The following is a 25,066-nucleotide window of genomic DNA, read 5'->3' on the forward strand; positions in this document are numbered from 1 at the left end:
CTGACCAGCACGAACAAGAAGTGCTCGATTCAATGACAGAAAGTGGACAGGACAATGTCAATGCCGGGGGCGGCGCAGGGAAACGATTCTTCGAGGGTGCGCGACGACACCACCCGCTTCCTCTGCGGAGCCGCTCACCGCGACGAGGAGTTCGCGGACTCGGCCATTCGCGAGTACCTGGTGGAGTCCACCCGGTCGATTCCGCGCTCGCCCGGGGTCAACGCCGGCGCGGTGTTGCGGGAGGCGGTGGCGGGACGCACGCGGCGGAAGGTGCGCGACGGGCTGTTGCTGGTGTTGTCGCTCGTGGTGCTGTTCGCCGCGACCGGAACGGTGCTGGTGGCGTGGCTGCTGATCGCCGCGGTCGTCGCGGCCGCGAGCGGGTCACGGCTGGCCTCGCCGCGTCAGCGGCAGGCCTCGACGGCCGTTCGGGGGCCGGCCGTGCTCGGCTTGACCGCCAGCGTGATCGCGCTCTTCTTCGCGCTGTTCAAGTTCATGGAAGAGCTCGACGACACCAGCAACTACTGCAGGCGCAGGTGGGAGGAGTGCGGGCCGGTGAACAGCGACGCCGAGTTCGCGCTCGTGATCATCGGGATCGCGCTGGTCTTCGCGGTGCTGCTGGCGGATCGGGTGATCGTCTGGCTACTGGTCACGAAGAGCTTCCGCCGCAACGGTTTCCGCATCGGCAAGGGCGAGCGGGAGCTGTGGCGGAACGAATGGGCGATCCGGCGGCTTGGGCACGCGAACTACGCCGAAGCGCTCGCGCTCTACCCCACCGACGAGGACGGCGGGCCTGACGACCCGGACGTGGCGCAGGTCATCGTCTACCACGGCTACCGCCCGTTCATCGGCTCCGGCGTGATGTTCGAACCGTGGTCCATGGCGCTGCCCCTCAAGCCCGCCGAGGACGAGGCCGACGCCCCGCTGCCCGGGTTCACCCTCCCCGAGCTGTACGACCGCGTCACGAGCGAGCTGGTCAAGACGGGCCGCTCGCCGTCGCTCTCCCCCGGCCACCGGTTGCGCGGGATGAAGACCGGTGACCGCGTCGTCATCTCCTCGGTCGAGCTGGTGGACCACATCGACGACGCCGAAGCACGGATCGTGTTGCCGGACAAGGACCACGCGCCACGCGCGGTGGTCGGCAGATCCGTTGTGGACGGTCTGATCACCGAGCCGATGGAGTGGATGCGCTACTTCCGCTCGTTCCAGGTCGAGACGTGGGACCGCGACGTCGTCGTCTCGGCCTACCTGACGTTCGGGCTCGACGACGAGATGCTCTACGTCGAGTGGACGCCCTGCATCCTGCACCCGATCCACGCCCGGCACCGCGAGATCGACGTGCTGCCGGCGCAGTCGGCGAGGCCGTTCCTCGAGGCCGTCGCCGACCTGCTGAGGTTCCCGGCGTCCCTGCCGAAGCGGATCGCGACGGCGGTGGGCTGGCTGACCCCGATCCACCAGGCCGAGGGCACGTTCGTCGCGGAGCGGTACGGCGCCACGACCAGCCTGCGGGAGCTCGCGAGCAGGAGCGAGGTCGACAACTACTTCCAGCTCACCGACATCGAGCGCTACGTCAAGGTGCTGGAGTCACGGCTGCTGCGCACGCTCGGCGAGTTCCTGGAGAGCAAGGGCATCTCGGTCACCGAGTTCATGGAGCAGGCCATGCAGGTCACGAGCAACAACGTGCACATCACCGGTCCGGTCATCTCCAGCAACATCGCCACGGCCGGCAAGGCACGGGCGGGCAACACCAAAGGACGATCATGAACGACCGCAAGTTCGAGATCCTCGGCCCCGTGATCGGCAGCAACGTCGGCACCAGCGGACGCGCCAGGGCCGGGGACGTCCACATCGGACACATCAAGGACGTGAGCGCCGTCCTGCGACTGCTCGACGAGTTGCGGGAGGACCTCGACGACGCCAGGGCGGCCACGACGACCGTCGAGGCAGTCGACGACCTGCGGGCGGAGGCGCGCAAGCCGAAGCCCAGCAGGGACGTCGCGGCGCACCTCATGGACAAGCTGGCGGACCGGGGTCTCGGCGAGCGGATGAAGGACCTGGCGAAGGCCTTCGACGCCCTCTACTGAGGAAGTGCTAGACCCTGCGGGCGGTCGCGAACCGGGGCCGCCCCGCCAGGTCCAGGTGGCCGGCGACGTCCGTGAGCACCCGGCGCGCGGACAGCAGCGCCGGCACGGACTCCCCCTGCGTGTCGTCGTGCTCGATGCCGACGGACCCGCCGGGCTTGAGCCACCGCGCGGCGGCCCGCACGACGTGCCGGATCACGTCCAGCCCGTCCTGCCCGGAGAACACCGCGTGGTGCGGGTCGTGCACGCCCACCTCGGGCTGCACGGGCGTTCCCTCCGGCACGTAGGGCGGGTTGCACACCACGAGGTCCACCTGGCCGTCCAGATCGGACAGCAGGGACGGGTCCGTGGCGTCACCGGAGTGCAGCCGGATCGGCGTGTCCCCGGCGGCGACCCGCGCGTCCGCGTTGCGACGCGTCCACGCAAGCGCTTGCGGGTCGATCTCCACCGCGTGCACCACCGCGTCGGGACGGGCAGCGGCGATCGCCAGCGCCAGCGCGCCCGTTCCGGTGCAGAGATCCACGACGACGGGCGAGGAAACGTCGGAGAGCGCCTTCAGGCCCCACTCCATCAGCAGTTCGGTCTCGGGCCGCGGCACGAACACCCCCGGCCCGACCTCGACCGAGACGGAGCCCATCGGCGCCCAGCCGAGGATGTGCTGCAGCGGAACGCGCGAGGCACGCGTGCGCACGAGCTTGTGCAGCTGGTCGATCACCGGCGGGTCGACCAGCGGGATGAGCGGCAGCCGACCGCGCTCGACCCCGAGCACGTGCGCGGCCAGGTACTCCGCGTCGACGCGCGGACTGTCCACCCCCGCCTCGGCGAGGATCTTGGCCGCCTCGGAGATCGCGAGGCGGAGCGGCTGCCGGTTCATCATCGGGAGGAAGCCATCTCAGAAGTTGATCATGTGCCCGGCCAGGCCGTGCACCGCTTCCTTGACGGCTTCCGAGAGCGTCGGGTGCGCGTGGACGTTGCGCGCGACCTCGTGGACCGTGAGGTCCCACTGCTGCGCCAGCGTGAGCTCGGGCAGCAGCTCGGTCGCCTCGGGGCCGATGATGTGGCCGCCGAGCAGCTCGCCGTGCTTGCCGTCGCTGATCAGCTTCACGAAGCCGCCGGGCTCGGCCAGGCCGTGCGCCTTGCCGTTCGCGGTGAACGGGAACTTCGCGACCTGGACGTCGAAGCCCTTCTCGCGGGCCTGCTTCTCGGTGTAGCCGAACGAGGCGATCTGCGGCTGGCAGAACGTCGCGCGCGGGATCATGACGTAGTCGAGCTCCATGGTCTCGGCGCCCGCGATGGTCTCGGCGGCGATGATGCCCATGGACTCGGCGGTGTGCGCGAGCATCAGCTTCGCGGTCACGTCACCGATGGCGAAGATGTGCGGCACGTTGGTGCGGCCGCGGCCGTCGATGTCGATCGCGCCGCGCTCGGTGAGCTTCACGCCGGTCTTCTCGAGGCCGTAGCCCTCGACGCGCGGCACGAAGCCGATGGCCTGCATGACCTTGTCGGCTTCCAGGACCTCCTCGGCACCGTTCTTCGACACGGTGACGCGGACCTTCTCGCCCGACTCGTCGATCGACTCGACCCGCGTGCCGACGCGCACGTCGACGCCGAGCTTCTTGTAGCGCTTGAGCAGCTCGGCGGACACCTCTTCGTCCTCGAGCGGCACCATGCGGTCGAGGAACTCGACGATGGTGACCTTCACGCCGTAGTTGTGCATGACGTACGCGAACTCGACGCCGATGGCGCCCGCGCCGGCGATGATGATCGACTCCGGCAGGTCCTCGGTCATGATCTGCTCTTCGTAGGTCACGACGCGGTCGGACTTCTGCGTGTTCGGCAGCATCCGGGTCGTGGCGCCCACGGCGATGATCGCGTGGCCGAAGGTGATCGTCTCGTCCCCGACGGTCAGGGTGTGGTCGTCGGTGAAGTCGGCCCACCCGTTGTACTCGGTGATGCCGTTCTTCTTCATCAGGAAGTGCACGCCCTTGACGCGCCCGTCCGCGACCTTGCGGCTGCGCTGCCACGCCGCGCTGTAGTCGAAGCTGACGGTGCCGTCGACCTTGATGCCGAACGTCTTCTGCTCGTGCGTGAAGAGGTGCGCCAGCTCGGCGTTGCGCAGCAGTGCCTTCGACGGGATGCAGCCGACGTTCAGGCAGACGCCGCCCCAGTACTTCTCCTCGACGATGGCGGTCTTCAGCCCGAGCTGAGCCGCACGGATCGCGGCGACGTACCCGCCGGGACCCGCACCCACGACGACGACATCAAAGTGTGCGCTCATGAGCACCAGCCTAGGTGCCGAGCTGCTCCCGCAAGAACTCAACCGTCCGTTTCCACGCGTCGGCGCGGGCGTGCGCGGTGGCCTGCGGAGTCCCACCACCCGAGAAGGTGACGCCGGGTCCCGGGTAGGTCACCTCGGTGGCCGGCCGGTGCGGCGGGCCCGCGATCAGGTGTCCTGCCTCGGGATACACGACGTGCTCGTGCGCGAACGGGTGGTCGTGGTCCTTCAGCCGCCGCAGCGCGACGTCGCTCAGCTCGGTCGAGGGCCACCCGTCGTCCTGTCCGGACGAGATGAGCAACACACCCCCGGCGATCCGTTCGACTCCGATCTCGGTGTCCTCCGGGACGCCGTCCTCGGTGCTGAACGCGAGCCGCAACGGCACCGGTTCGCCGTTGACGATCCTCGCGCGCAGCTCGTCGCCGATCTCGTACGGCAGGTACGGCAGCGGCTCGCCCTTGAGCGTCCAGGACGCCGCCTCGTACGACAGCTTCTGCAGCAGGTTCGCGCCCGGTCCGATCGCCTGGGTCACGACACCGCTGCCCACGACGCTGACCACTGCCTTGACCTGGGAGTACGTCGATCCGACGAGCAACGCCAGCTCACCGCCGCGCGAGCCGCCGACCACACCGATCTCTCCGGCGCGTTCGCTCAGGTGGTCGATGGCCTTGCCGAAGTACTCGAGCGGGACGTCCACGAGGTGCTCGGGCAGCCCCGGCAGGCCGAAGTAGCCCAGCGCGAACGTGACGAACCCGTGCCCGGCCAGCAGCGCCGCGTCCGTCTCGTGCAGGCCGCCTTCGGACCCGCTGAGCACGATGACGCCCGGAAGGTCTCCTCCGTCGTCCTCAGGGGCGAACAGCGTGCCGACGAGCCCGTTCTCCCGGACCTCCTGGCGTTCGACGCCCTCGGGCACCGTCAGGCGGTCGAGAACGCGGTCCCCCACGCCCTCGACGGAGAGAACGGCCGGGCCGGGCTTGCCACCCGTGCGCTCCAGCGACCAGAACAACCCCATCGGGTCAACACCGCGATAGCTGCCCTCGGCTGGCGCGTGCCTGGTGAGGTCTACGACACCATGGTCGTCCGCGTCGAACACGGCATGAGAGGCGCGCTCACCCGTGGAGAGCTGCACTGTGATCGTCTGGCCCGGTTCCAGGCCGACGACCTGCACCCCGACCGGGTGGTCGAGGGGCGCTGTCTGCGGTTTCACCAGGATCTCGGCCACAACGCGCCCCTCCCACGTCGGATTACCCGCCTGCGAGCCGTTCTGCCCGGTCAGCGGCGGCGAGAGCGTCCACCACCGCGTCCAGGTCACCGTCGAGGACCTGGTCCAGGTTATGCGCTTTGTACCCAACGCGGTGATCGGAGATGCGTGATTCGGGGAAGTTGTAGGTCCTCACCCGTTCACTGCGGTCGACGGTGCGGATCTGCGTGCGGCGCGCGTCCGACTGCTCCTGCGCCTTCTGCTCCTCGGCGAGCGCGGCGAGCCTCGACTGCAGCACCTGCATCGCGCGGGCCTTGTTCTGCAGCTGGCTGCGCTCGTTCTGGCACGAGACCACGATGCCGGTCGGCAGGTGCGTGATGCGCACCGCGGAGTCGGTGGTGTTGACCGACTGACCGCCCTTGCCGGACGAGCGGTAGACGTCGATCCGCAGGTCCTTCTCGTCGATCTCGACCTCGGTGGTCTCCTCGGTCTCGGGGAAGACGAGAACACCCGCGGCGGACGTGTGGATGCGCCCCTGCGACTCGGTGACGGGCACGCGCTGCACGCGGTGCACGCCGCCCTCCCACTTCAGCCGGCTCCACACGCCGTCCGGGGTCGTGGTCTTGGCCTTGATGGCCACCGTGACGTCCTTGAACCCGCCCAGGTCGGAGTCGGTGCCGTCGAGCATCTCGACCTTCCAGCCCTGGCGCTCGGCGTACCGCGTGTACATGCGCAGCAGGTCCCCGGCGAACAGCGCGGACTCCTCGCCGCCCTCACCGGACTTGATCTCCAGCAGCACGTCGTCGCCGTCGTGCGGGTCACGCGGCAGCAGCAGTTCGGTGAGCCGCTCCTCCAGCCTGGGGAGCTGCTGCTCGATCTGCTCGACCTCGTCCTGGAACGTCCTGTCCTCGGCCGCGAGCTCCTTGGCCGCCTCGAGGTCGTTGCGGGCCTGCTCGATCTCCCTGGCCGTCTGCACGATGGGACCGAGCTGCGCGTACCGCTTGCCCAGCTTGCGCGCTCCCGCCTGGTCAGCGTGCACGGAGGGGTCCGCGAGCTTCTTCTCGAGCTCGTCGTACTCGGCGAGCAAGCTGTCCAGCGACTGCGACACTTCTCCTGCTTTCGTCTTGAGTTGCCCCGGAAACGGCGACGGCGCCCGCCCCGGCCGTGAAGGCCGAGGTCAGGCGCCGTGAAAGCAGCTACTTGTTGCGCTTGCCGTAACGCGCCTCGAAGCGCGCCACGCGACCACCGGTGTCCAGGATGCGCTGCTTGCCCGTGTAGAACGGGTGGCAGTTCGAGCACATCTCGACGCGGACCTCGGACGCCGAGGTGGTGCTGCGGGTGGTGAAGCTGTTGCCACAGCTGCACGTCACCTCGGTGGCGGTGTACTCGGGGTGGATTCCACTCTTCAAGATCTTGTCCCTTTCAAGGATGGCCGCCGGGTCCCAGTTGGTGAACGGGTGAACCGGAGCCGGACTCGACCGATCAGTTTGCCAGACCGTTCAACACGTGCAAAAACGCGGTTGTTCCCGACGCATGCACGAGGCCTTATGCGTGGTCGAAGTCACAACCGTTCATCCCCCGCGATAGCCCGTTCGGCGCAAGGTGAAACCGTTCGGCTGGATACGACTCCGTGTTGTTGGTCGGTGTCCATCAGACTGTGCCGGTGTTCTGCGTCGCTGAACGGCCGATAAGCCCGCTCCTGTGGCTTGCTGTGCCTTTCGCGTTCTCCGCCGCCGTGTTCGGCCTGATGGGGTCGGCAGGGCTGCTGACGGCCGCCTGGACCACAGTCCCCCTGTCACCGGTCGTGACGGGCGCCGGCGTGGCCGTGGCCGCGGCCATCTCGGGCGGCGTGCGCTGGAGGCGCGCCTGGCAACGGGTCTGGTTCCGCTGGGCCTACCTGACGGCGTTCCTGGTGGTCGGCGTGCTGGTGGGCGCGGTGGAGGTCCCCGCGCTGGTCACGACAGTGGTGGGGGTACCGGTGCTGCTGGGCCTGGTGTTCCAGTGCCTCGTGCAGAACGACGAGAACCAGCAGACCGCCGGCTGTCGCTGACACCCGCCGCGCACGGCCGCAGCGGCGCCGGGGACACCTCGGCATTCGAGTGGCGTTCCACGAAAAAGCCCCCGCTGACCAGCAGCGGGGGCGATTTCACGTGGAACTGGCGTCCGACGTCAGTCCTGCTCGGCGCCGGGCGTCGTCTTCGCCACCTGCATCAAGAACTCGATGTTGGTGCGAGACTTCCGCAGCCGGTCCAGCAGCAGGTCGATGGCCTGCTGCCCGTCGAGCGCGTGCAGCACCCGGCGGAGCTTGTGCGTGACCGCCATCTCATCCGGCGAGAGCAGCAGCTCTTCCTTGCGGGTACCGGAGGAGTCGACGTCCACGGCCGGGAACGTCCGCTTGTCCGCGATCTTCCGGTCCAGCTTGAGCTCGGCGTTGCCGGTGCCCTTGAACTCCTCGAAGATCACCGAGTCACCGGCGGAACCGGTCTCGACCAGCGCCGTCGCGATGACGGTCAGCGACCCGCCACCCTCGATGTTCCGCGCGGCTCCGAGGAACCGCTTCGGCGGGTACAGCGCCGTCGAGTCGACACCACCGGACAGGATGCGGCCGGAAGCCGGCGCCGCCAGGTTGTACGCACGACCCAGACGCGTGATCGAGTCGAGCAGCACGACCACGTCGTGACCCATCTCGACCAGGCGCTTCGCCCGCTCGATGGCGAGCTCGGAGATGGTCGTGTGGTCCGACGGCGGCCGGTCGAAGGTCGAGGCGATGACCTCGCCCTTCACCGAGCGCTGCATGTCGGTGACCTCTTCCGGACGCTCGTCCACGAGGACGACCATCAGGTGGCACTCGGGGTTGTTCTTCGTGATCGCGTTCGCGATCGACTGCAGAACCGAGGTCTTGCCGGCCTTCGGCGGCGACACGATCAGGGCGCGCTGGCCCTTGCCGATCGGCATCACCAGGTCGATGACACGGGTGGTGAGGATGTGCGGCTCGGTCTCGAGGCGCAGCCGCTCGTTCGGGTAGAGCGGCGTCAGCTTCGTGAAGTCCGGGCGGTTGCGCGCCTCTTCCGGGTCCAGGCCGTTGATCTTGTCGACGCGGACCAGCGGGTTGAACTTCTGGCGCTGCTGCTCGCCGTCGCGCGGCTGGCGGACGGCGCCGGTGATGGCGTCGCCGCGGCGCAGGCCGTACTTGCGGACCAGCGACAACGACACGTAGACATCGTTCGAGCCCGCCAGGTAGCCGGAGGTGCGGACGAACGCGTAGTTCTCCAGCACGTCCAGGATGCCCGCGACCGGGAGCAGGACGTCGTCCTCGCGCACCTCGGTCTCGCGGTCGCCACGACCGCCACCGTCCTGGCCCTCGCCACGGCCACCGCGCCTGCGGCGGTCGCGGAAGCGGCCGCGACGGCCGCCCTCGTCGTCGCCGTCCGGCTGGCCGCCGCGGTCGTTGCGGTCGCCACGGTCGCCACGGTCGCCGCGGTCGGAACGCTCGCCGCGGTCGCGGTTGCGGTCACGGCCACCACGCTCGTTGCGGTCGCCGCGGTCGGAACGCTCACCACGGTCGGAACGCTCCGAGCGCTCGTTGCGGTCGCCGCGGTCCGGACGCTCGCCGCGGTCGGAACGCTCCGGGCGCTCACCTCGGTCGGAACGCTCGGACCGCTCACCGCGGTCGGGACGCTGCTCGGCCTGCGGCTGGCCCTCGCCCTCGGCGCCGCCACCACCGCGGCCGGAACGGCGGCGACGGTTACCGCGGCGCCCACCGTCCTCGGACGACCGGGAGTCGTCACCAGCGCCGGGCTCGGCGGCGGCGGGCTTCTCCGCCACCTCGAGCTGCTGCTGAACAGGCTTCTCGGCGACCTTTTCGGCCTGCACCGCGGGCTTCTCGGCGGGGGCCTCGGCCTTCGCGGCGGCCTTCTCGGCCTTCGCGGGCTTCTCCGCCTTGGCGGGGGCGCCGGAGCCCTGCTTCTCCTTGATGGCCGCGATCAGGTCGCCCTTGCGCAGGCCCGCGGTTCCGGTGATGCCCATTTGGCCCGCGAGCTCTCGAAGCTCAGCGAGCACCATGCCGGACAGACCCGCGCGCCGGCGCGGCGTCGTGCCGTTCGAAGGGGTGGACAGAGCGTTCTCCTCGGCTCCAGAACCAGACGCAGCTGCGACGTCGCTGCTCAGCAAATCGGTGTTGCTCACACATGTCCTTCCTGACCAGGCCCCGCCTCCTACGCGGCCCAGCGGACCCGTCTTCCCGCTTCAACTGGGGAACGACGGTCAGTCCGATGCAGACGGAAGCACACACCGCTTCCGGCAAGCACGGGACTTTTCTCAGGTCACACGGCGATCGGGTGCCTCTTTTGCGTCTGCTCCGCCCGCACGGCACAGAGCCGGAACACAAAAGGATTGCGACCCGGAACGAGTGTCCGGGCGCGACACCGGCGCCCGTGCGCGCGGTGACTGATCGCCCCCGAGGGTAGACGCCGCTCCTCCACCATGCAACAACCGGGTCCGGGTGTGTCAGTCCAATGGACGAACGCGCACGCCGGCGGCGTCGACGTCGAGTCTGCGCACGTCGAAGCCGTGCGTGTCGACCTCGGCGGGAAGATCGCCGAAGGCGATCACGGTGGGTCCCGCTCCGGACACGCAGGCGGGAACACCGAGCTCGCGGAGATCGTTGATCACCCGAACGGTGTCCGGCCATGCGGGTTCGCGGTAGTTCTGGTGGAGTCGATCCTCAGTGGCGGCAAGGAGAACCGACGGGTCGGACGTCAGCGCGTGCACCGCGAGGGCGGCCCGTCCCGCGGCGTGCGCCGCGTCCGCGTGGGGCACCTCGGCCGGCAGCAGGCCGCGCGTGGTCTTGGTGGACGACTCCTGCGACGGTATGAGCACGACCGGGCGCACGCGTGCGTCGACGTCCATCCGGACGGCGCGGTACCGCTCGCCCTCCGACCACGCGACGGCGACACCGCCGAAGAGCGAGGCGGCGGCGTTGTCCGCGTGGCCCTCGAACTCGGCGGCGATTTGCAACGCGTCCGTGTCCAACTCGCGACCCGTCAGGGTGAACCCGGCTGCGACACCCGCCACGATCGCGGCGGCCGACGAGCCCAGTCCCCGTGCGTGCGGGATGGTGTTGCGGCACCTCAGGGCCAGTCCACCGGTGTAGCCGGTGGCGCGGACGGCCCGCACGACGAGGTGGGTCTCGTCGAGCGGGACGGCACCGGCCCCGGCACCGTCAACGGTGATCGAGAGGCCTTCGACACCTTCGCCGCCGGCCACCTCGACGTCGTCGTACATGCCGAGCGCCATGCCCAGCGCGTCGAACCCCGAACCGAGGTTCGCGGTCGACGCGGGGACGGAGACGAGGAACTTCACGCGAGCTCCAGCGCGTGCGCCACGGCGCCGGGGTCGACCGGGACCGGCTCGACCTCGGTGGTGCCGAGCAACGCGGTGTCGGGGTCCTTCAGACCGTGGCCCGTGACGGTGCACACAACGGTCGACCCCTTCGGCAGCCTGCCGTCCTCGGCGGTCTTGAGCAGACCGGCGATGGACGCGGCCGACGCGGGCTCGACGAAGATGCCCTCGGACGAGGCCAGCAGGCGGTACGCGGCGAGGATCTGCTCGTCGGTGACGGCGTCGATCAGGCCGCCCGAGGCGTCGCGGGCGGTGACGGCGCCCGTCCACGACGCCGGCGAACCGATCCGGATGGCGGTCGCGATGGTCTCCGGGTTCGGCACCGGCTGGCCGCTGACCAGCGGCGCGGCCCCCGCGGCCTGGAAGCCGAACATCTTCGGCAGGCCCTTGTCGTAGGACGTGTAGCCCTTCCAGTACGCGGTGATGTTGCCCGCGTTGCCGACCGGCAGGCAGTGCACGTCCGGCGCCTGGCCGAGCACGTCGCAGACCTCCCACGCGGCGGTCTGCTGGCCGACCAGGCGGACCGGGTTGACCGAGTTCACCAGCGTGACCGGGTACTCGGCGGCGGTCTTCGACGCGAGCTCCAGGCAGTCGTCGAAGTTGCCGTCGATCTGCAGGATCTTCGCGCCGTGCATGACGGCCTGCGCGAGCTTGCCCATGGCGATCTTGCCGCTGGGCACCAGCACGGCCGCCGTCAGGCCCGCCTTGGCCGCGTAGGCCGCGGCGGAGGCGGAGGTGTTGCCGGTGGAGGCGCAGATCACGGCCTTGAGGCCGGACGCGAGCGCGTACGTCATCGCCACGGTCATGCCGCGGTCCTTGAACGAACCGGTCGGGTTCGCGCCCTCGACCTTGACGAAGACCTCGCAGCCGGTGGCGGCGGAGAGGCGCTTGGCGTGCACCAGCGGCGTGCCGCCCTCGTGCAGCGTCACGACCTCGGCACCCTCGGGGATCTCGATGCGGTCCCGGTAGGCGTTGATGAGCCCGGGCCAGCCCGCTCTTGAGGCGTTCACTCTTCGCCCTCCACCCTCATGACGCTGACGACGTCCCGCACCACGGGGAGGCCACCGATTTTGTCCACAGTGGACCGCAGCGCGGCGTCGGTCGCCGCGTGCGTGACGATCACCAGGCTGGCGTCCTCGACGCGGCCCTCCTGGCGCACCGCGGCGATGCTCACGTCGTGCTCGGCGAACACGGCGGCGACCTGCGAGAGGACACCCGCCTTGTCCGCGACGTCGAGGCTGATGTGGTAGCGCGTGGGCGTGTTGCCCATCGGCTGCGCGGGCAGCGCGGCGTAGGCCGACTCGCGCGGACCACGTCCGCTCGCGACCATGTTGCGCGCCACGGCGACCAGGTCGCCGACGACCGCGCTCGCCGTGGGGGCGCCACCGGCGCCCTGCCCGTAGAACATCATCTCCCCCGCCGCGTCGGCTTCGACGAACACCGCGTTGAACGCACCGTTGACGCTCGCCAGCGGATGCGTCCTGGGGATCATGGCCGGGTGGACTCGAACGGCGACTGATTCCTGGCCGGACGGGCTGACCGCGCGCTCGCAGATCGCGAGCAGCTTGACCGTGCGGCCGAGGCCCTTGGCGGCCGCGATGTCCGCGGCCGACACCGCGCGGATGCCCTCGCGGTAGACGTCCGACGCCGTCACGCGCGTGTGGAACGCAAGGGAGGCAAGGATCGCGGCCTTCGACGCGGCGTCGAACCCGTCGACGTCCGCGGTCGGGTCGGCCTCGGCGTAACCGAGGCGCGAGGCCTCCTCGAGCGTTTCGGCGTAGCCCGCGCCCGTGGCGTCCATCGCCGACAGGATGAAGTTGGTCGTGCCGTTCACGATGCCCATGACGCGCGTGATCCGGTCTCCCGCGAGGGATTCCCGCAACGGGCGCAGCAACGGGATCGCGCCGGCGACGGCGGCCTCGAAGTACAGGTCCGCGCCGGACGCGTCGGCCGCCTCGAACAGGTCGGACCCGTGCTCGGCCAGCAGCGCCTTGTTCGCGGTCACCACGGACTTGCCGCGGCGCAGCGCCTCCAGCAGCAACCCGCGCGTGGGGTCGATGCCGCCGATGACCTCGACGACGACGTCCACGTCGTCCGACTTCACGAGCGCCTCGGCGTCCGTGGTCAGCAGGTGCTCCGGCACCTCGCGGTGTTTGTTCGGCCTGCGCACGGCGATGCCGGCGAGTTCCACCGGCGCGCCGATGCGCTGGGTGAGGTCCTCTGCCTGGTCCGTCAGCAGCCGGACTACCTCCGTGCCCACCGTGCCACACCCCAGCAAGGCGACCCGAATCGGTTTCACGGCTTTCATACCTCCAGACGGAACAGGTCGTCCTCGGTCTCGCGACGCAGCAGCAGCCGCGCCTCTCCGTCGGTCACCGCGGCGAGCGCGGGCCGTGGAAGTCGGTTGTACCCGCTCGCCATCGAGTAGCAGTAGGCCCCTGTGGCAGCGATCGCAACGAGGTCGCCCGGCGCCAGGTCGTCGGGCAGCCAGCAGTCGCGAACGACGATGTCACCGGACTCGCAGTGCTTGCCCACCACACGACACAGCACGGCCCTCGATTCGGGCTCGGACGCGCGGGAGACCAGCTTGCAGTCGTAGACCGCGTCGTACAGGGCGGTGCGGATGTTGTCGCTCATGCCGCCGTCGACGCTGACGTACCGGCGCCGCGCGCCACCGTCGAGCTCGATGTCCTTGATCGTGCCGACCTCGTACACGGTGACGGTGCCGGGGCCCACGATCGCGCGGCCGGGCTCGACCGCGATCCGGGGCATCTCCAGGCCGTTGTGCTCGCACTCCTTCTGCACGATGTTGTGCAGCTGCCGCGCGAGCTCGGCCGGCGGGGGCGGGTCGTCGTCCGGCGTGTACGCGATGCCGAGACCGCCGCCGAGGTCGACGACGTTCAGCGACGGGACGTCGCCGTGCTCCTCCCGGACGGCCGCGAGCAGGCCGATGACGCGGCGGGCCGCGACCTCGAAGCCGGACGCGTCGAAGATCTGCGAGCCGATGTGGCTGTGCAGGCCGACGAGCTCCAGGCCGCTCGCCTTGAGCACGCGGCGCACGGCCTCGGCCGCGTCACCGGAGGACAGCGAGAAGCCGAACTTCTGGTCCTCGTGCGCGGTCGCGATGAACTCGTGCGTGTGGGCCTCGACGCCGACCGTCACGCGGATCAGCACCGGCTGCACCACACCGCGTTCGCGCGCGATCTGGTCGAGGCGCGCGATCTCGTGGTACGAGTCGAGCACGATCCCGCCGACGCCCGCCTCGACGGCCGCGATCAGCTCGGGAACGCTCTTGTTGTTGCCGTGCAACGCGATGCGCTCGGCCGGGAAGTCCGCGCGCAGGGCGATGGCGAGCTCGCCGCCGCTGCAGACGTCGATGGAGAGGCCCTCTTCGGCCACCCACTTCGCGACCTGCACGCTCAGGAACGCCTTGGAGGCGTAGTGCACGAGCGTCGGGTCGCCGAACGCCTCGGCGTGCTCGCGGCACCGCGCGCGGAAGTCCTGCTCGTCCATGACGAACAACGGGGTGCCGTACTGCTCGGCGAGCTCGCGCACGTCCACGCCCGCCAGCTCCACGACGCCGGCGTCGTTGCGCCGGGCGTTGCGCGGCCACACGTTCGGGTGAAGGTGGTCGAGCTGGCCGGCGGCGGTGGGGCGGTCACCGGCGGTGTTGCCGGGGACCACGACGTCGGCGTGCCGGGGTCCGGCCGGGTGCGCGCGCATCACATGCGCTCCGGGGCGGTCACGCCGAGCAGGCGCAGGCCCGCGGCGAACACGCGCCTTGTCGCGTTGACGAGCTGAAGCCTGACCTGGTGCAACGGAGTCGTCTCCTCATCGCCGCGGGGGAGGACGCGGCAGTCCTGCTGGAAGCGGTGGTACGTGCCCGCGAGCTCCTCGAGGAAGCGGGCGACGCGGTGCGGTTCGCGCAACTCGGCGGCGGTGGCCACCACTCGCGGGAACTCGCCGATGGTGCGGATGAGGTCGCCCTCGCGCTCGTGGGTGAGCAGCGCGAAGTCCTCACCTGGGGTGATGCCGAGATCAGCGGCGTTGCGCAGGATCGACGACGTGCGCGCGTGCGCGTATTGCACGTAGTAGACCGGGTTCTCGTTGCTGTGTTTGCGCAGCAGGTCGAGGTCGATGTCGAGGCCGGAGTCGACGGACGACCGGATCATGGCGTAGCGGGCGGCGTCGACCCCGACCGCGTCGACCAGGTCCTCCATCGTGATGACGGTGCCGGCGCGCTTGCTCATCCGCACCGGCTGGCCCTCGCTGACGAGGTTGACCAGCTGGCCGATGAGCACCTCGACGCTGTCCGGGTCGTCGCCCAGGGCGGCCGCCGCGGCCTTGAGGCGCGCGATGTAGCCGTGGTGGTCCGCGCCGAGCATGTAGATGCACAGGTCGAAGCCGCGGCCGCGCTTGTCGACGAGGTAGGCGATGTCGCCCGCGATGTAGGCGGGGGCACCGTCGCTCTTGATGACGACGCGGTCCTTGTCGTCACCGAAGTCGGTGGACCGCAGCCACCAGGCGCCGTCCTTCTCGTAGAGCGAGCCGTTGGCCTTGAGCTTCGCGACGGCCTCGTCCACGCGGCCGCTCTCGTGCAGCGAGTCCTCGTGGAAGTAGACGTCGAAGTCGGTGCCGAACTCGTGGAGGCTGCGCTTGATCTCCTCGAACATCAGCCCGACGCCGATCTCGCGCACCTTCTCGGGGTCGCCGAGGGCGCCCGGTTCGCGGCGCAGCACCTCGGCCGCGATGTCGCTCACGTACGTGCCCGCGTAGCCGTCCTCGGGAGCCGGTTCGCCCTTGGCGGCGGCGATCAGCGACCGGACGAACCTGTCGATCTGCGCGCCGGCGTCGTTGAAGTAGTACTCGCGGGTGACCTCGGCGCCGCGGGCCCGCAGGACCTCGCCGAGCGCGTCGCCGACGGCCGCCCAGCGCGCGCCGCCGAGGTGGATGGGGCCGGTCGGGTTCGCCGAGACGAACTCCAGGTTGATCCGCTTGCCGGCGAGCTCGGTGCCGGTGCCGTAGCCGTCCTCGAGCGCCGCGCGGACGATCGCTCCCTGCGCCCCGGTGGCGAGGGTGAGGTTCAGGAAGCCGGGACCGGCGACGTCCGCCTTCGCGATGGCGGCCTCGGTCAGCAGGGCCTCGGCCAGCCACGTCGCGAACTCGCGGGGCTGGGCGCCGACCTTCTTGGCGAGCTGGAGCGCGACGTTGGTGGCGTAGTCGCCGTGCTCGGGGTTCCTGGGTCGCTCGACCGTCACCCGCTCGGGTGCAGCGGCAGGGTCCAGACGTCGGTCGGCCAGCAACCGGGCAACCGTGGTCCGGACCAGATCGGCGAGCGCTTCTGGGGTCACGCCAGAAGAGTTTAGAGAAGCGTTGTCGCAGGTCTCGACCGGGTTACCGGGTCTCGGAGGGTGAGACGGCAAGTGTTAACGCGCACGTGGTATCGCCCTGCGCTGACAGCGATCCGACACGGAGTCCCTACACTGGCGCCGGTTGACCAGGACGACATCTGAGGCGGACATGACCAGCGGCAAGAAGACGAAGGCCACACGCAACAGCGTGGCCGCAGCCCGTTCCTCGGTGGTGGCGAGCAAGCCCAAGCCGTGGGGCACGATCATCGCGGTGATCGCAGTGCTCGGCCTCGCGGGCGGCGTTTTCGGGTATGCGTACTCGCAGATCCATGCGAACAACGTCAAAGAGGCCGCCCTGGCCAAGTGGAAGCCCTCCGACACGAACAAGGACCCGTCGACGCAGCTCGCGGGCATCGTGATCAAGGACTACAAGGGCTCCCGCCACGTCGAGCCGACCCAGCGCGTCGCCTACGACCAGACCCCCGCGTTCGGCGGCCCGCACGACGCCCAGTGGGCCGACTGCACCGGCGTGGTCTACGACAAGGCCGTCCGCACCGAGAACATGGTCCACGGCCTCGAGCACGGCGCCGTCTGGATCGCGTACAACCCGGACCAGGTCAAGGACGACGCGCTCGCCAAGCTCAAGGCCAAGGTCGAGGGCATCCCGTACATGATGCTGTCGCCGTTCCCCGGCCTCGACAAGCCGATCTCCCTGCAGGCCTGGGGCCACCAGCTGAAGGTCGAGAACGCCGACGACGAGCGCATCGACCAGTTCATCTCCTCGCTGCTGCGCAACGCGAACACCTACCCCGAGGTCGGCGCGTCCTGCGAGAACTCGCAGTTCCTCGCCAACCCGGCCCCGTTCGTGGCCGAGAAGCCGGGCGCCGACGCCGTGCCGATGGACGGCGGCAAGGACGACTCGCAGACCGAGGGCCAGCCCCAGCAGAACCCCAGCACGCCCCCGTCGGGCACCGCCTCGACGCCGCCGTCGAGCTGACATGACCTCTGACGAGACCACGTCCGGGCGCCCCGCCTCCGGGGTCGCCCGGACCCTCGTGATCAGCGCCGCCGTCCTCGCCGTGCTCCTGCTCGGCGCGGCGGTCGGCCTGCTCGTCAAGCTCCCCGGCTCCACCGGCGGCTCCGCGGCCCCGGCCTCCGGCTCCGTGGACGTCGGCTTCTGCCAGGACATGGCCATGCACCACCTGCAGGGTATCCAGATGGCCAACATCGCCAGGGACCGCTCCGCGGACCCGGAGATCCGCCAGCTCGCCTTCGACATCGCCTCCACCCAGCTCGAACAGGTGGGCAGGATGAAGGGCTGGCTGATGATGTGGAATGAGCACGAGCAGAACATCAGCGGCGTCTACATGAAGTGGATGGACGCAGCGGGCATCCACGGCCACGGCGCCACCACCCCGGAAGCCGGCAAGCCGATCATGCCCGGCATGGCCACCACCGAGGAGCTCACCAAGCTGCGCACGGTCGCGGCGGGCCGGGACTTCGACGTGTACTGGCTCCAGCTGATGCTGCGCCACCACATGGGCGGCGCCCCGATGGCCGAGTACGCCTCGGCCACCGCGGGCCTGCCGTTCGTGAAGACGCTGGCCGACAACATGCTGAAGTCGCAGTCGGCCGAGACCGACCTGATGAAGGACTACCTGGCGAAGCGCGGAGCCGCCCCGCTGCCGTAGCCCGGTACCGCCGATCGACCGCGAGGGCCGTCCCCGGAAGGCAGGGGGCGGCCCTTTCGCTCGTCCTCGGTCCCCGGAGGCACCCCGACGCACCTGGACAACCGCCTACCCCTGAGTAACGTAGGTCACACCCCTACTCGGAGGTAACCATGACCGTCGACGAGCGCGCGGCCAGGAAGGTCGCCGAACAAGCACGGGAAACCCGCTGGCAGCGCCCCAGTTTCGGCAAAGAGCTCTTCCTGGGCCACTTCCGCCTCGACCTCATCCACCCCCATCCGAGTGGCACGGCCGAGGACAGGGCCCGCGGCGAGGCGTTCCTCGACAAGCTCCGCAAATTCACCGAAGAGCACATCGACAACGCGGTCATCGAGCGCGACGCCCAGATCCCGGACGACGTCCTGAAGGGCCTCAAGGACCTCGGCGCGTTCGGCATGAAGATCAAGCCGGAGTACGGCGGCATCGGCCTGACCCAGGTCTACTACAACAAGGCGCTCATGCTCCTCGGCAGCGCCAACCCGGCCGTCGGCGCGATGCTCAGCGCCCACCAGTCGATCGGCGTGCCCCAACCGGTCGCCATGTTCGGCAGCCCCGAGCAGAAGCAGGAGTTCCTGCCGCGGTGCGCCAAGGGCGAGATCACCGCCTTCCTCCTCACGGAACCGGACGTCGGCAGCGACCCGGCCCGGCTGGGCACCACCGCTACGGAGGACGGCGACGACTACGTCCTCAACGGCGTGAAGCTCTGGACGACCAACGGCGTGGTGGCCGACCTCCTGGTCGTCATGGCCCAGGTCCCGGGCAAGGGCATCACGGCGTTCGTCGTGGAAGCCGGCGCCGAGGGCATCACCGTCGAGAACCGCAACGCGTTCATGGGCCTGCGAGGCCTGGAGAACGGCGTCACGAGGTTCCACGACGTCCGCGTGCCGAAGAAGAACGTCATCGGCAAGGAGGGCGCCGGCCTCAAGATCGCCCTCGCCACCCTCAACACCGGCCGGCTCAGCCTGCCCGCCCTCTGCGCGGGAAGTGCCAAGTGGTGCCTCAAGATCGCGCGCGAGTGGTCGGGCGAGCGCGTCCAGTGGGGGCTGCCGGTCGGCAGGCACGAGGCCATCGCGGGCAAGATCGCCTACATCGCCGCGACGGCGTACGCGCTGGAGGCCGTGCTGGACCTCAGCTCCGAGCTCGCCGACGCCGGCAGCCACGACATCCGCATCGAGGCCGCGCTGGCCAAGCTCTACGCGTCGGAGAAGGCGTGGCTCGTCGCCGACGAGCTCGTCCAGGTCCGCGGCGGGCGCGGGTACGAGACGGCGCAGAGCCAGGCCGCGCGCGGGGAACGCGGCGTCGCGGCCGAGCAGGTCCTGCGCGACCTGCGGATCAACCGCATCTTCGAGGGCTCGACCGAGATCATGCACCTGCTGATCGCGCGCGAGGCCGTCGACGCGCACCTCAGCGTCGCGGGCGACATCATCGACCCGGACGCCGACCGCCAGGCGAAGCTGAGGGCGGCGGCGAAGGCCGGCGGGTTCTACGCGAAGTGGTTCCCGACGCTGGTCGTCGGCAAGGGCCAGACGCCGGTGGGCTACACCGAGTTCGGGCCGCTCGCCAAGCACCTGCGGTTCGTCGAGAGGTCGGCGCGCAAGCTGGCGCGGCAGACGTTCTACGCGATGTCGCGGTGGCAGGGGAAGATGGAGCGCAAGCAGCGGTTCCTGAGCCGGATCGTGGACATCGGGGCCGAGCTGTTCGCCATCAGCGCCACGTGCGTGCGGGCGGCGCGGGACCGGAACCCGAACTCGCAGGCGCTGGCGGACGCGTTCGCCAGGCAGGCGCGGATCCGGGTGGACGAGCTGTTCGAGAAGCTCTGGAAGAACACCGACGACAGCGACCAGGTGCTGGCCGAGCAGGTCCTCGGCGGCGCGTACACGTGGCTGGAGGACGGCATCGTCGACGTGTCCACCCCGGGGCGGTGGATCGCGGACTCGACCCACCGCGAGTCGACGGCGGAGAACGTCCACCGGCCGACACCGCGCTGACCCCCCGTTGCTGCACTGGGCAGGCTGATGGTGCGGGCGCGGCACCTGCCCAGTGCACGGCCGGTAGGGGGCTACGTCCCCCGCATCCCCCTACCGACTCCCCTTGCAACGGAAGGACACAACCCTCCAGGTGGAGGTTCCGGTAACGCTAAGCCACAAAACACCGTTAACAGTTACGACAATTGAGTGAATTACCAGGTGAGAGCTGGTCAACTACTCTCAGAGAGTAACTTCGAAGACCATTTCGTGCGCCTGTCGTGATGGCTTCGCAGGGCACGCACCGGGGGTCCGTCGGCCCGCGCTTTCGCGAAATGTCCACAATGGACACTACCGGGCAAGCTGCCCGCCGGCTGCGGCTGCGCTCGTCCACCCAGGCCACCACGGCTCCGCCGATGCCCGCTGATGCACCCGCCCGGCGGCTTGCGGCCGATCACCGAGAGCCCGGCTTCCTCGACCGGCAACTGTGGAGAGGACAGGTTGACGGACAGATCACGTCCACTCCCTTGACAACGATGTCACGTGCAGAAACGCTCCCACCCACATGGGGCAGGCGGGCGGAAGGGTTGCAATGAGGCACCTGCGCAAGAGACGAACTACAACCCTGTTGAGCGTCGCGATCACTGCGACACTGGTGTGTGGCGTCACCAACGGCTATGCGGCCGCCGCACCAGAGGAGCCAGGAGTGGGTTTTTCGTCGTCCTTTGAGGACGGTCAACCTCAACCGTCGTGGTCGAACACCGTCGAGACCGACGCGGCGGGCGCGCCGAAGGCCGCGGGCGTGATCGGTTCGGACGGCTCGGGCATCCCGGGCAACGTCTCCGACAAGGTCGTCGAGGTGAGGGCCAACGGCGAGTACGCGGAGTCGGGCGAGGTCAAGGAGAACCTTGTCGACGGCAGCGTCAACACCAAGTGGCTGGTCTTCGCCACCACCGGCTGGGCGACGTTCAAGTTCGACGAGGCCAGGACGATCAGGAAGTACGCGCTCTCGTCGGCCAACGACTCCCCCGAGCGCGACCCGAAGAACTGGACCCTGCAGGGTTCGGCGAACGGCACCGACTGGACCGTGATCGACACCCGCACCGGTGAGACGTTCGCCGAGCGCTTCCAGACCAAGGCGTACGACATCGCGTCGCCGCAGTCGTTCCTGCACTACAAGCTCGACATCACGCTGAACAACGGTTCCACGAACATCGTGCAGCTCGCCGAGGTGCAGCTGTCCGACGGTTCGACGAACCCGCCCGCGCCGAACATGCGCAGTGTCACGGGCACCGGCCCGACGGGCGGCTACACGTCCAAGTCGCGCGTCGGCTGGACGGGCGTGAAGTCGTTCCGCACGCAGGGCCGCCACACCACCGAGGGGCGCGCGTACAGCTACAACAAGGTCTTCGACGTCGACATCCCCGTCGGCGCGAAGACCGAGCTGTCGTACATGATCTTCCCGGAGTTCGTGACCGACAACCTGGACTACCCGAGCACGTACTCGGCGGTGGACCTCGCGTTCTCCGACGGCACGTACCTGAGCGACCTCAAGGCCGTCGACCAGCACGGCGCCGTGCTGTCGCCGCAGGGCCAGGGCGCGGGCAAGTTCCTCTACGCCAACCAGTGGAACAGGGTGGCGTCGACGATCGGCGCCGTCGCGGCCGGTAAGACGATCAAGCGGGTCCTGGTCGCCTACGACGGCCCGAAGGGCCCGACGGACTTCGCCGCCTGGTACGACGACATCCGCATCGGCGACGTCGTCACCAAGCAGTACGCGAAGCCTTCCGACTACGTGCTGACCACGCGCGGCACCAACTCGAACGGCTCGTTCTCGCGGGGCAACAACTTCCCGGCGACCGCGGTGCCGCACGGCTTCAACTTCTGGTCCCCGATGACCAACGCGGGTTCGCAGAGCTGGCTGTACGAGTACCAGCAGCGCAACAACGCGCAGAACCTGCCGACGCTGCAGGCGTTCACCACCTCCCACGAGCCCAGCCCGTGGATGGGTGACCGCCAGACGTTCCAGGTCATGCCGTCGGACAAGGCGCCGACCCAGGACCGCGCGCTGCGCGCACTGCCGTTCAAGCACGACAACGAGATCGCGAAGGCGCACTACTACGGCGTGACCTTCGAGAACGGCATGAAGACCGAGATCGCGCCGACCGACCACGCGGCGGTCTTCCGGTTCACGTTCGCCGACCAGGGCCAGAAGAACCTCGTCTTCGACAACGTGAACAACTCCGGTGGTCTCACCCTCGACGCCGCCAACGGCGTCGTGACGGGCTACTCGGACGTCAAGAGCGGCCTGTCCACCGGCGCGACCCGCCTGTTCGTCTACGGCGAGGTCGACAAGGCGGTCACGGCGAGCGGCAAGCTCACCGGCATGGGCCGCGACAACGTGGGCGGCTACTTCTCGTTCGGCGACAAGACCGTCGAGCTGCGCATCGCCACGTCGCTGATCTCCGTGGACCAGGCGAAGTCGAACCTGGAGCAGGAGGTCCGCGGGTCGGACACGTTCGAGTCGGTGCGCGACCGCGCGCAGGCCGCGTGGGACGAGATCCTCGGCATCATCTCCGTCGAGGGCGCGTCCGAGGACCAGCTGATCACGCTGTACTCCAACCTGTACCGCCTCTACCTCTACCCGAACTCGGGCTTCGAGAACGTCGGCGGCAAGACCCAGTACGCGTCCCCGGTGTCGCCCGCGGTCGGTGAGAACACGCCGACGCGGACCGGCGCCAAGATCGTGGACGGCAAGGTCTACGTCAACAACGGGTTCTGGGACACCTACCGCACGACCTGGCCCGCCTACAGCCTCTTCACGCCGTCCAAGGCGGGCGAGATGGCCGAGGGCTTCGTCCAGCAGTACAAGGACGGCGGCTGGATCTCGCGCTGGTCCTCCCCCGGTTACGCGGACCTGATGACCGGCACGAGCTCCGACGTGGCGTTTGCGGACGCCTACCTCAAGGGCGTGTCGAACTTCGACGTCAAGGCCGCCTACGACGCCGCGGTGAAGAACGCGTCCGTCGTGCCGCCGAGCAACAACGTCGGCCGCAAGGGCATGGACCGGTCGATCTTCCTCGGCTGGACCGGCAACGACCAGCTGCACGAGGCATGGTCGTGGGCGATCGAGGGCTACCTCAACGACTTCGGCATCGCGTCGATGGCGAAGGCGCTGCACGAGAAGACGGGCGAGAAGCGGTACGCCGAGGAACACGAGTACTTCCTCAACCGCGCCCAGAACTACGTGCTGACGTTCGACAAGCGGATCGACTTCTTCCAGGGCCGCAACGTCGACGGGTCGTGGCGCGTCGAGGACCCGGCGAAGTACAACCCGCAGGACTGGCGCTACGACTACACCGAGACGAACGGCTGGAACATGGCGTTCACGGTGCCGCACGACGGGCAGGGTCTCGCGAACCTGTACGGCGGGCGGGAGAAGCTGGCGCAGAAGCTCGACTCGTTCTTCACCCTGCCCGAGACCGCGAAGTTCCCCGGCGGCTACGGCGGCGTGATCCACGAGATGATCGAGGCGCGGGACGTGCGGATGGGCCAGTACGGCCACTCCAACCAGCCGTCGCACCACATCGCCTACATGTACAACTACGCCGGCAAGCCCGCGCGGACGGCGGAGAAGGTGCGGGAGATCCTGTCGCGCCTGTACGTCGGCTCGCAGGAGGGCCAGGGCTACGCGGGCGACGAGGACAACGGCGAGATGTCGGCCTGGCACCTGTTCTCGTCGCTGGGCTTCTACCCGCTGCAGATGGGCAAGCCGGCCTACGCGATCGGTTCGCCGCTGTTCACCAAGGCGACCGTGAAGCTCGAGAACGGCAAGAAGCTCGTCATCAACGCGCCGAAGAACAGCGCGAAGAACATCTACGTGCAGGGCGTGAAGGTCAACGGCAAGGCGTGGAACAAGACGTCGCTGCCGCACGACGTGCTCGCGGCCGGTGCCACGATCGACTTCGACATGGGTCCGAACCCCTCGGCGTGGGGCACCGGCGTGAACGACGTGCCGGACTCGATCACCCGGGGTGACGCGGTCCCGACGCCGCTGCGCGACGTGGCCACGGGTGTGTCCACCTCTGCTCTGGTGGACAACAACTCCTCCACCTCCGCGGTGGTCCGCTCGTTCGACTTCAAGGCGGCGGACGCCAAGGAGAAGGCGGAGTTCTACACGCTCACGAACGCCCGCACGGGCACCTCGCCGTCGGCCTGGGAGCTGAAGGGCTCCTACGACGGCAAGACGTGGGCGACGGTCGACAAGCGCTCCGGCGAGACCTTCCAGTGGCAGCAGTACACCCGGTCGTTCAAGATCGCCTCGCCGGGTCGCTACACCTTCTACCGCCTGGAGTTCTCCGGCGACGTCGCACTCGCCGAGTTCGAGCTGCTGTCGAAGCCGCTGCCGGCCGCCACCACCACGGTGACCGGCACGGTCAACGGCCCGCTGCAGGTCAAGGACGTGACCTATGTGGACGGTGCCACGATCAGCGGCCCGGTGACGGTCGCCCGCGGCGCCACGCTGTACGTCTTCGGCGGCGAGGTCAAGGGCCCGATCTCGGCGTCGGACGCGGGTTCCGTGGTGCTCGTCGGCACCCGAGTGTCCGGTCCGGTGACGGTCCACGGCTCGGCCACCGAGGTGGCGGTCGAGAACACGTCGGTCAGCGGCCCCGTGTCGCTGACGTCGAACAAGACCAGGTCGGTCGTGGCGTTCTCCACCGTCGGCGGTCCGTTGTCCTGCACCGGCAACGACCCGGAGCCGTCGAACAACGGCTTCGCGAACGACGTGAAGGGTCCGAAGGCAGGACAGTGCGCTGGGCTGTAGTGCGTAGACGCCCGTCGCGCTGACGGCGAAGGCCGCGTTCCGTCACGGAACGCGGCCTTTCCCGTTCACCTGAAAGGATCTATCCCTTTCAGACATACTCCGATGAGATCTTGGAATTCGCGCGTGGTGACTGGGGAGGCTCTTGTGGTGCCGTTCGAACGAGGCCGTGTGCGGATCGCGGTTCCCCACCCGAGGACGGAGATCGTTCCGTCACGAACCGGCGCCCCGTCCACCAAGGACGGGAT

18 protein-coding genes are annotated in these 25,066 nt (G+C 69.2%); 7 read left to right on the top strand and 11 right to left on the bottom strand.

What is annotated here, in order from left to right:
• Nucleotides 1-96: 96 nt before the first annotated feature.
• Both L6E10_RS03055 and L6E10_RS03060 read left to right on the top strand, forming a co-directional pair.
• A complete protein-coding gene (locus L6E10_RS03055) occupies nt 97-1,761 on the top strand; it encodes a hypothetical protein (RefSeq protein ID WP_236216552.1) in 1,665 nt (554 codons plus the stop codon).
• Nucleotides 1,758-2,081, top strand: coding sequence for a hypothetical protein (locus L6E10_RS03060; protein ID WP_236216554.1), 324 nt, complete (start codon nt 1,758-1,760; stop codon nt 2,079-2,081). Before L6E10_RS03055 ends, L6E10_RS03060 begins: the two co-directional genes overlap by 4 nt.
• A 7-nt stretch (nt 2,082-2,088) precedes the next feature.
• Here the strand turns inward: L6E10_RS03060 and prmC are convergent, their stop codons facing one another.
• From prmC to rpmE, 5 genes are all read right to left on the bottom strand, one after another.
• A complete protein-coding gene (gene prmC / locus L6E10_RS03065; RefSeq protein WP_236216557.1) occupies nt 2,089-2,952 on the bottom strand; it encodes a peptide chain release factor N(5)-glutamine methyltransferase in 864 nt (287 codons plus the stop codon).
• 18 nt (nt 2,953-2,970) lie between these two features.
• Complete coding sequence (gene lpdA / locus L6E10_RS03070; RefSeq protein ID WP_236216559.1) at nt 2,971-4,356, bottom strand: dihydrolipoyl dehydrogenase; 1,386 nt, start codon at nt 4,354-4,356, stop codon at nt 2,971-2,973.
• 10 nt (nt 4,357-4,366) lie between these two features.
• Nucleotides 4,367-5,665, bottom strand: a complete 1,299-nt coding sequence (locus tag L6E10_RS03075) for an acyl-CoA thioesterase/bile acid-CoA:amino acid N-acyltransferase family protein (RefSeq protein ID WP_236216561.1) — start codon at nt 5,663-5,665, stop codon at nt 4,367-4,369.
• Entirely contained in the window at nt 5,598-6,662 is a 1,065-nt protein-coding gene (prfA, locus tag L6E10_RS03080) for a peptide chain release factor 1 (protein WP_236216563.1), read from the bottom strand. The genes L6E10_RS03075 and prfA overlap by 68 nt, the downstream gene beginning before the upstream one ends.
• An 88-nt stretch (nt 6,663-6,750) precedes the next feature.
• Nucleotides 6,751-6,963, bottom strand: a complete 213-nt coding sequence (gene rpmE / locus L6E10_RS03085) for a 50S ribosomal protein L31 (RefSeq protein ID WP_090095185.1) — start codon at nt 6,961-6,963, stop codon at nt 6,751-6,753.
• Between the two features lie 302 nt (nt 6,964-7,265).
• Here rpmE and L6E10_RS03090 point away from each other — a divergent pair, with 302 nt between their 5' ends.
• Nucleotides 7,266-7,604 carry a hypothetical protein gene (locus tag L6E10_RS03090; protein WP_236216565.1) on the top strand — a complete coding sequence of 113 codons (339 nt, stop codon included), beginning with the start codon at nt 7,266-7,268 and terminating at the stop codon, nt 7,602-7,604.
• Nucleotides 7,605-7,723: 119 nt separating this feature from the next.
• Here the strand turns inward: L6E10_RS03090 and rho are convergent, their stop codons facing one another.
• From rho to argS, 6 genes are all read right to left on the bottom strand, one after another.
• The gene (gene rho / locus L6E10_RS03095; protein ID WP_236216567.1) at nt 7,724-9,739 is read right to left on the bottom strand and encodes a transcription termination factor Rho; all 2,016 of its coding nucleotides are present in this window, start codon (nt 9,737-9,739) and stop codon (nt 7,724-7,726) included.
• Between the two features lie 321 nt (nt 9,740-10,060).
• Nucleotides 10,061-10,915 carry a homoserine kinase gene (gene thrB / locus L6E10_RS03100; RefSeq protein WP_236216569.1) on the bottom strand — a complete coding sequence of 285 codons (855 nt, stop codon included), beginning with the start codon at nt 10,913-10,915 and terminating at the stop codon, nt 10,061-10,063.
• A complete protein-coding gene (thrC, locus tag L6E10_RS03105) occupies nt 10,912-11,964 on the bottom strand; it encodes a threonine synthase (RefSeq protein WP_236216571.1) in 1,053 nt (350 codons plus the stop codon). Before thrC ends, thrB begins: the two co-directional genes overlap by 4 nt.
• A complete protein-coding gene (locus L6E10_RS03110) occupies nt 11,961-13,262 on the bottom strand; it encodes a homoserine dehydrogenase (protein WP_236216573.1) in 1,302 nt (433 codons plus the stop codon). The genes thrC and L6E10_RS03110 overlap by 4 nt, the downstream gene beginning before the upstream one ends.
• Entirely contained in the window at nt 13,259-14,677 is a 1,419-nt protein-coding gene (gene lysA / locus L6E10_RS03115; RefSeq protein ID WP_236216575.1) for a diaminopimelate decarboxylase, read from the bottom strand. Before lysA ends, L6E10_RS03110 begins: the two co-directional genes overlap by 4 nt.
• On the bottom strand, nt 14,677-16,305 hold the full coding sequence (gene argS / locus L6E10_RS03120) for an arginine--tRNA ligase (protein ID WP_236216577.1): 1,629 nt from the start codon (nt 16,303-16,305) through the stop codon (nt 14,677-14,679). The genes lysA and argS overlap by 1 nt, the downstream gene beginning before the upstream one ends.
• 169 nt (nt 16,306-16,474) lie before the next feature.
• Here argS and L6E10_RS03125 point away from each other — a divergent pair, with 169 nt between their 5' ends.
• From L6E10_RS03125 to L6E10_RS03140, 4 genes are all read left to right on the top strand, one after another.
• Nucleotides 16,475-17,302: a DUF3105 domain-containing protein gene (locus tag L6E10_RS03125; protein ID WP_236216726.1), complete on the top strand. Its 828-nt coding sequence runs from the start codon at nt 16,475-16,477 to the stop codon at nt 17,300-17,302.
• A gap of 1 nt (nt 17,303) precedes the next feature.
• Complete coding sequence (locus L6E10_RS03130; RefSeq protein ID WP_236216579.1) at nt 17,304-17,996, top strand: DUF305 domain-containing protein; 693 nt, start codon at nt 17,304-17,306, stop codon at nt 17,994-17,996.
• Between the two features lie 149 nt (nt 17,997-18,145).
• Nucleotides 18,146-20,020: an acyl-CoA dehydrogenase family protein gene (locus tag L6E10_RS03135; protein ID WP_236216581.1), complete on the top strand. Its 1,875-nt coding sequence runs from the start codon at nt 18,146-18,148 to the stop codon at nt 20,018-20,020.
• Between the two features lie 568 nt (nt 20,021-20,588).
• Nucleotides 20,589-24,821, top strand: a complete 4,233-nt coding sequence (locus L6E10_RS03140) for a GH92 family glycosyl hydrolase (RefSeq protein WP_236216583.1) — start codon at nt 20,589-20,591, stop codon at nt 24,819-24,821.
• The last annotated feature ends 245 nt before the right edge of the window (nt 24,822-25,066 follow it).

It is taken from the genome of Lentzea sp. CC55, from assembly GCF_021056325.1.
GTDB lineage: Bacteria > Actinomycetota > Actinomycetes > Mycobacteriales > Pseudonocardiaceae > Lentzea > Lentzea jiangxiensis.

What these genes read in the sequence shown, in the direction of transcription:
- L6E10_RS03060 (WP_236216554.1), top strand. Translation starts at nt 1,758, where the DNA reads ATGAACGACCGCAAGTTCGAGATCCTCGGCCCCGTGATCGGCAGCAAC.
- prmC (WP_236216557.1), bottom strand. Translation starts at nt 2,952, where the DNA reads ATGAACCGGCAGCCGCTCCGCCTCGCGATCTCCGAGGCGGCCAAGATC.
- lpdA (WP_236216559.1), bottom strand. Translation starts at nt 4,356, where the DNA reads ATGAGCGCACACTTTGATGTCGTCGTCGTGGGTGCGGGTCCCGGCGGG.
- L6E10_RS03110 (WP_236216573.1), bottom strand. Translation starts at nt 13,262, where the DNA reads ATGAAAGCCGTGAAACCGATTCGGGTCGCCTTGCTGGGGTGTGGCACG.
- lysA (WP_236216575.1), bottom strand. Translation starts at nt 14,677, where the DNA reads ATGCGCGCGCACCCGGCCGGACCCCGGCACGCCGACGTCGTGGTCCCC.
- L6E10_RS03125 (WP_236216726.1), top strand. Translation starts at nt 16,475, where the DNA reads ATGACCAGCGGCAAGAAGACGAAGGCCACACGCAACAGCGTGGCCGCA.
- L6E10_RS03130 (WP_236216579.1), top strand. Translation starts at nt 17,304, where the DNA reads ATGACCTCTGACGAGACCACGTCCGGGCGCCCCGCCTCCGGGGTCGCC.
- L6E10_RS03135 (WP_236216581.1), top strand. Translation starts at nt 18,146, where the DNA reads ATGACCGTCGACGAGCGCGCGGCCAGGAAGGTCGCCGAACAAGCACGG.
- L6E10_RS03140 (WP_236216583.1), top strand. Translation starts at nt 20,589, where the DNA reads ATGAGGCACCTGCGCAAGAGACGAACTACAACCCTGTTGAGCGTCGCG.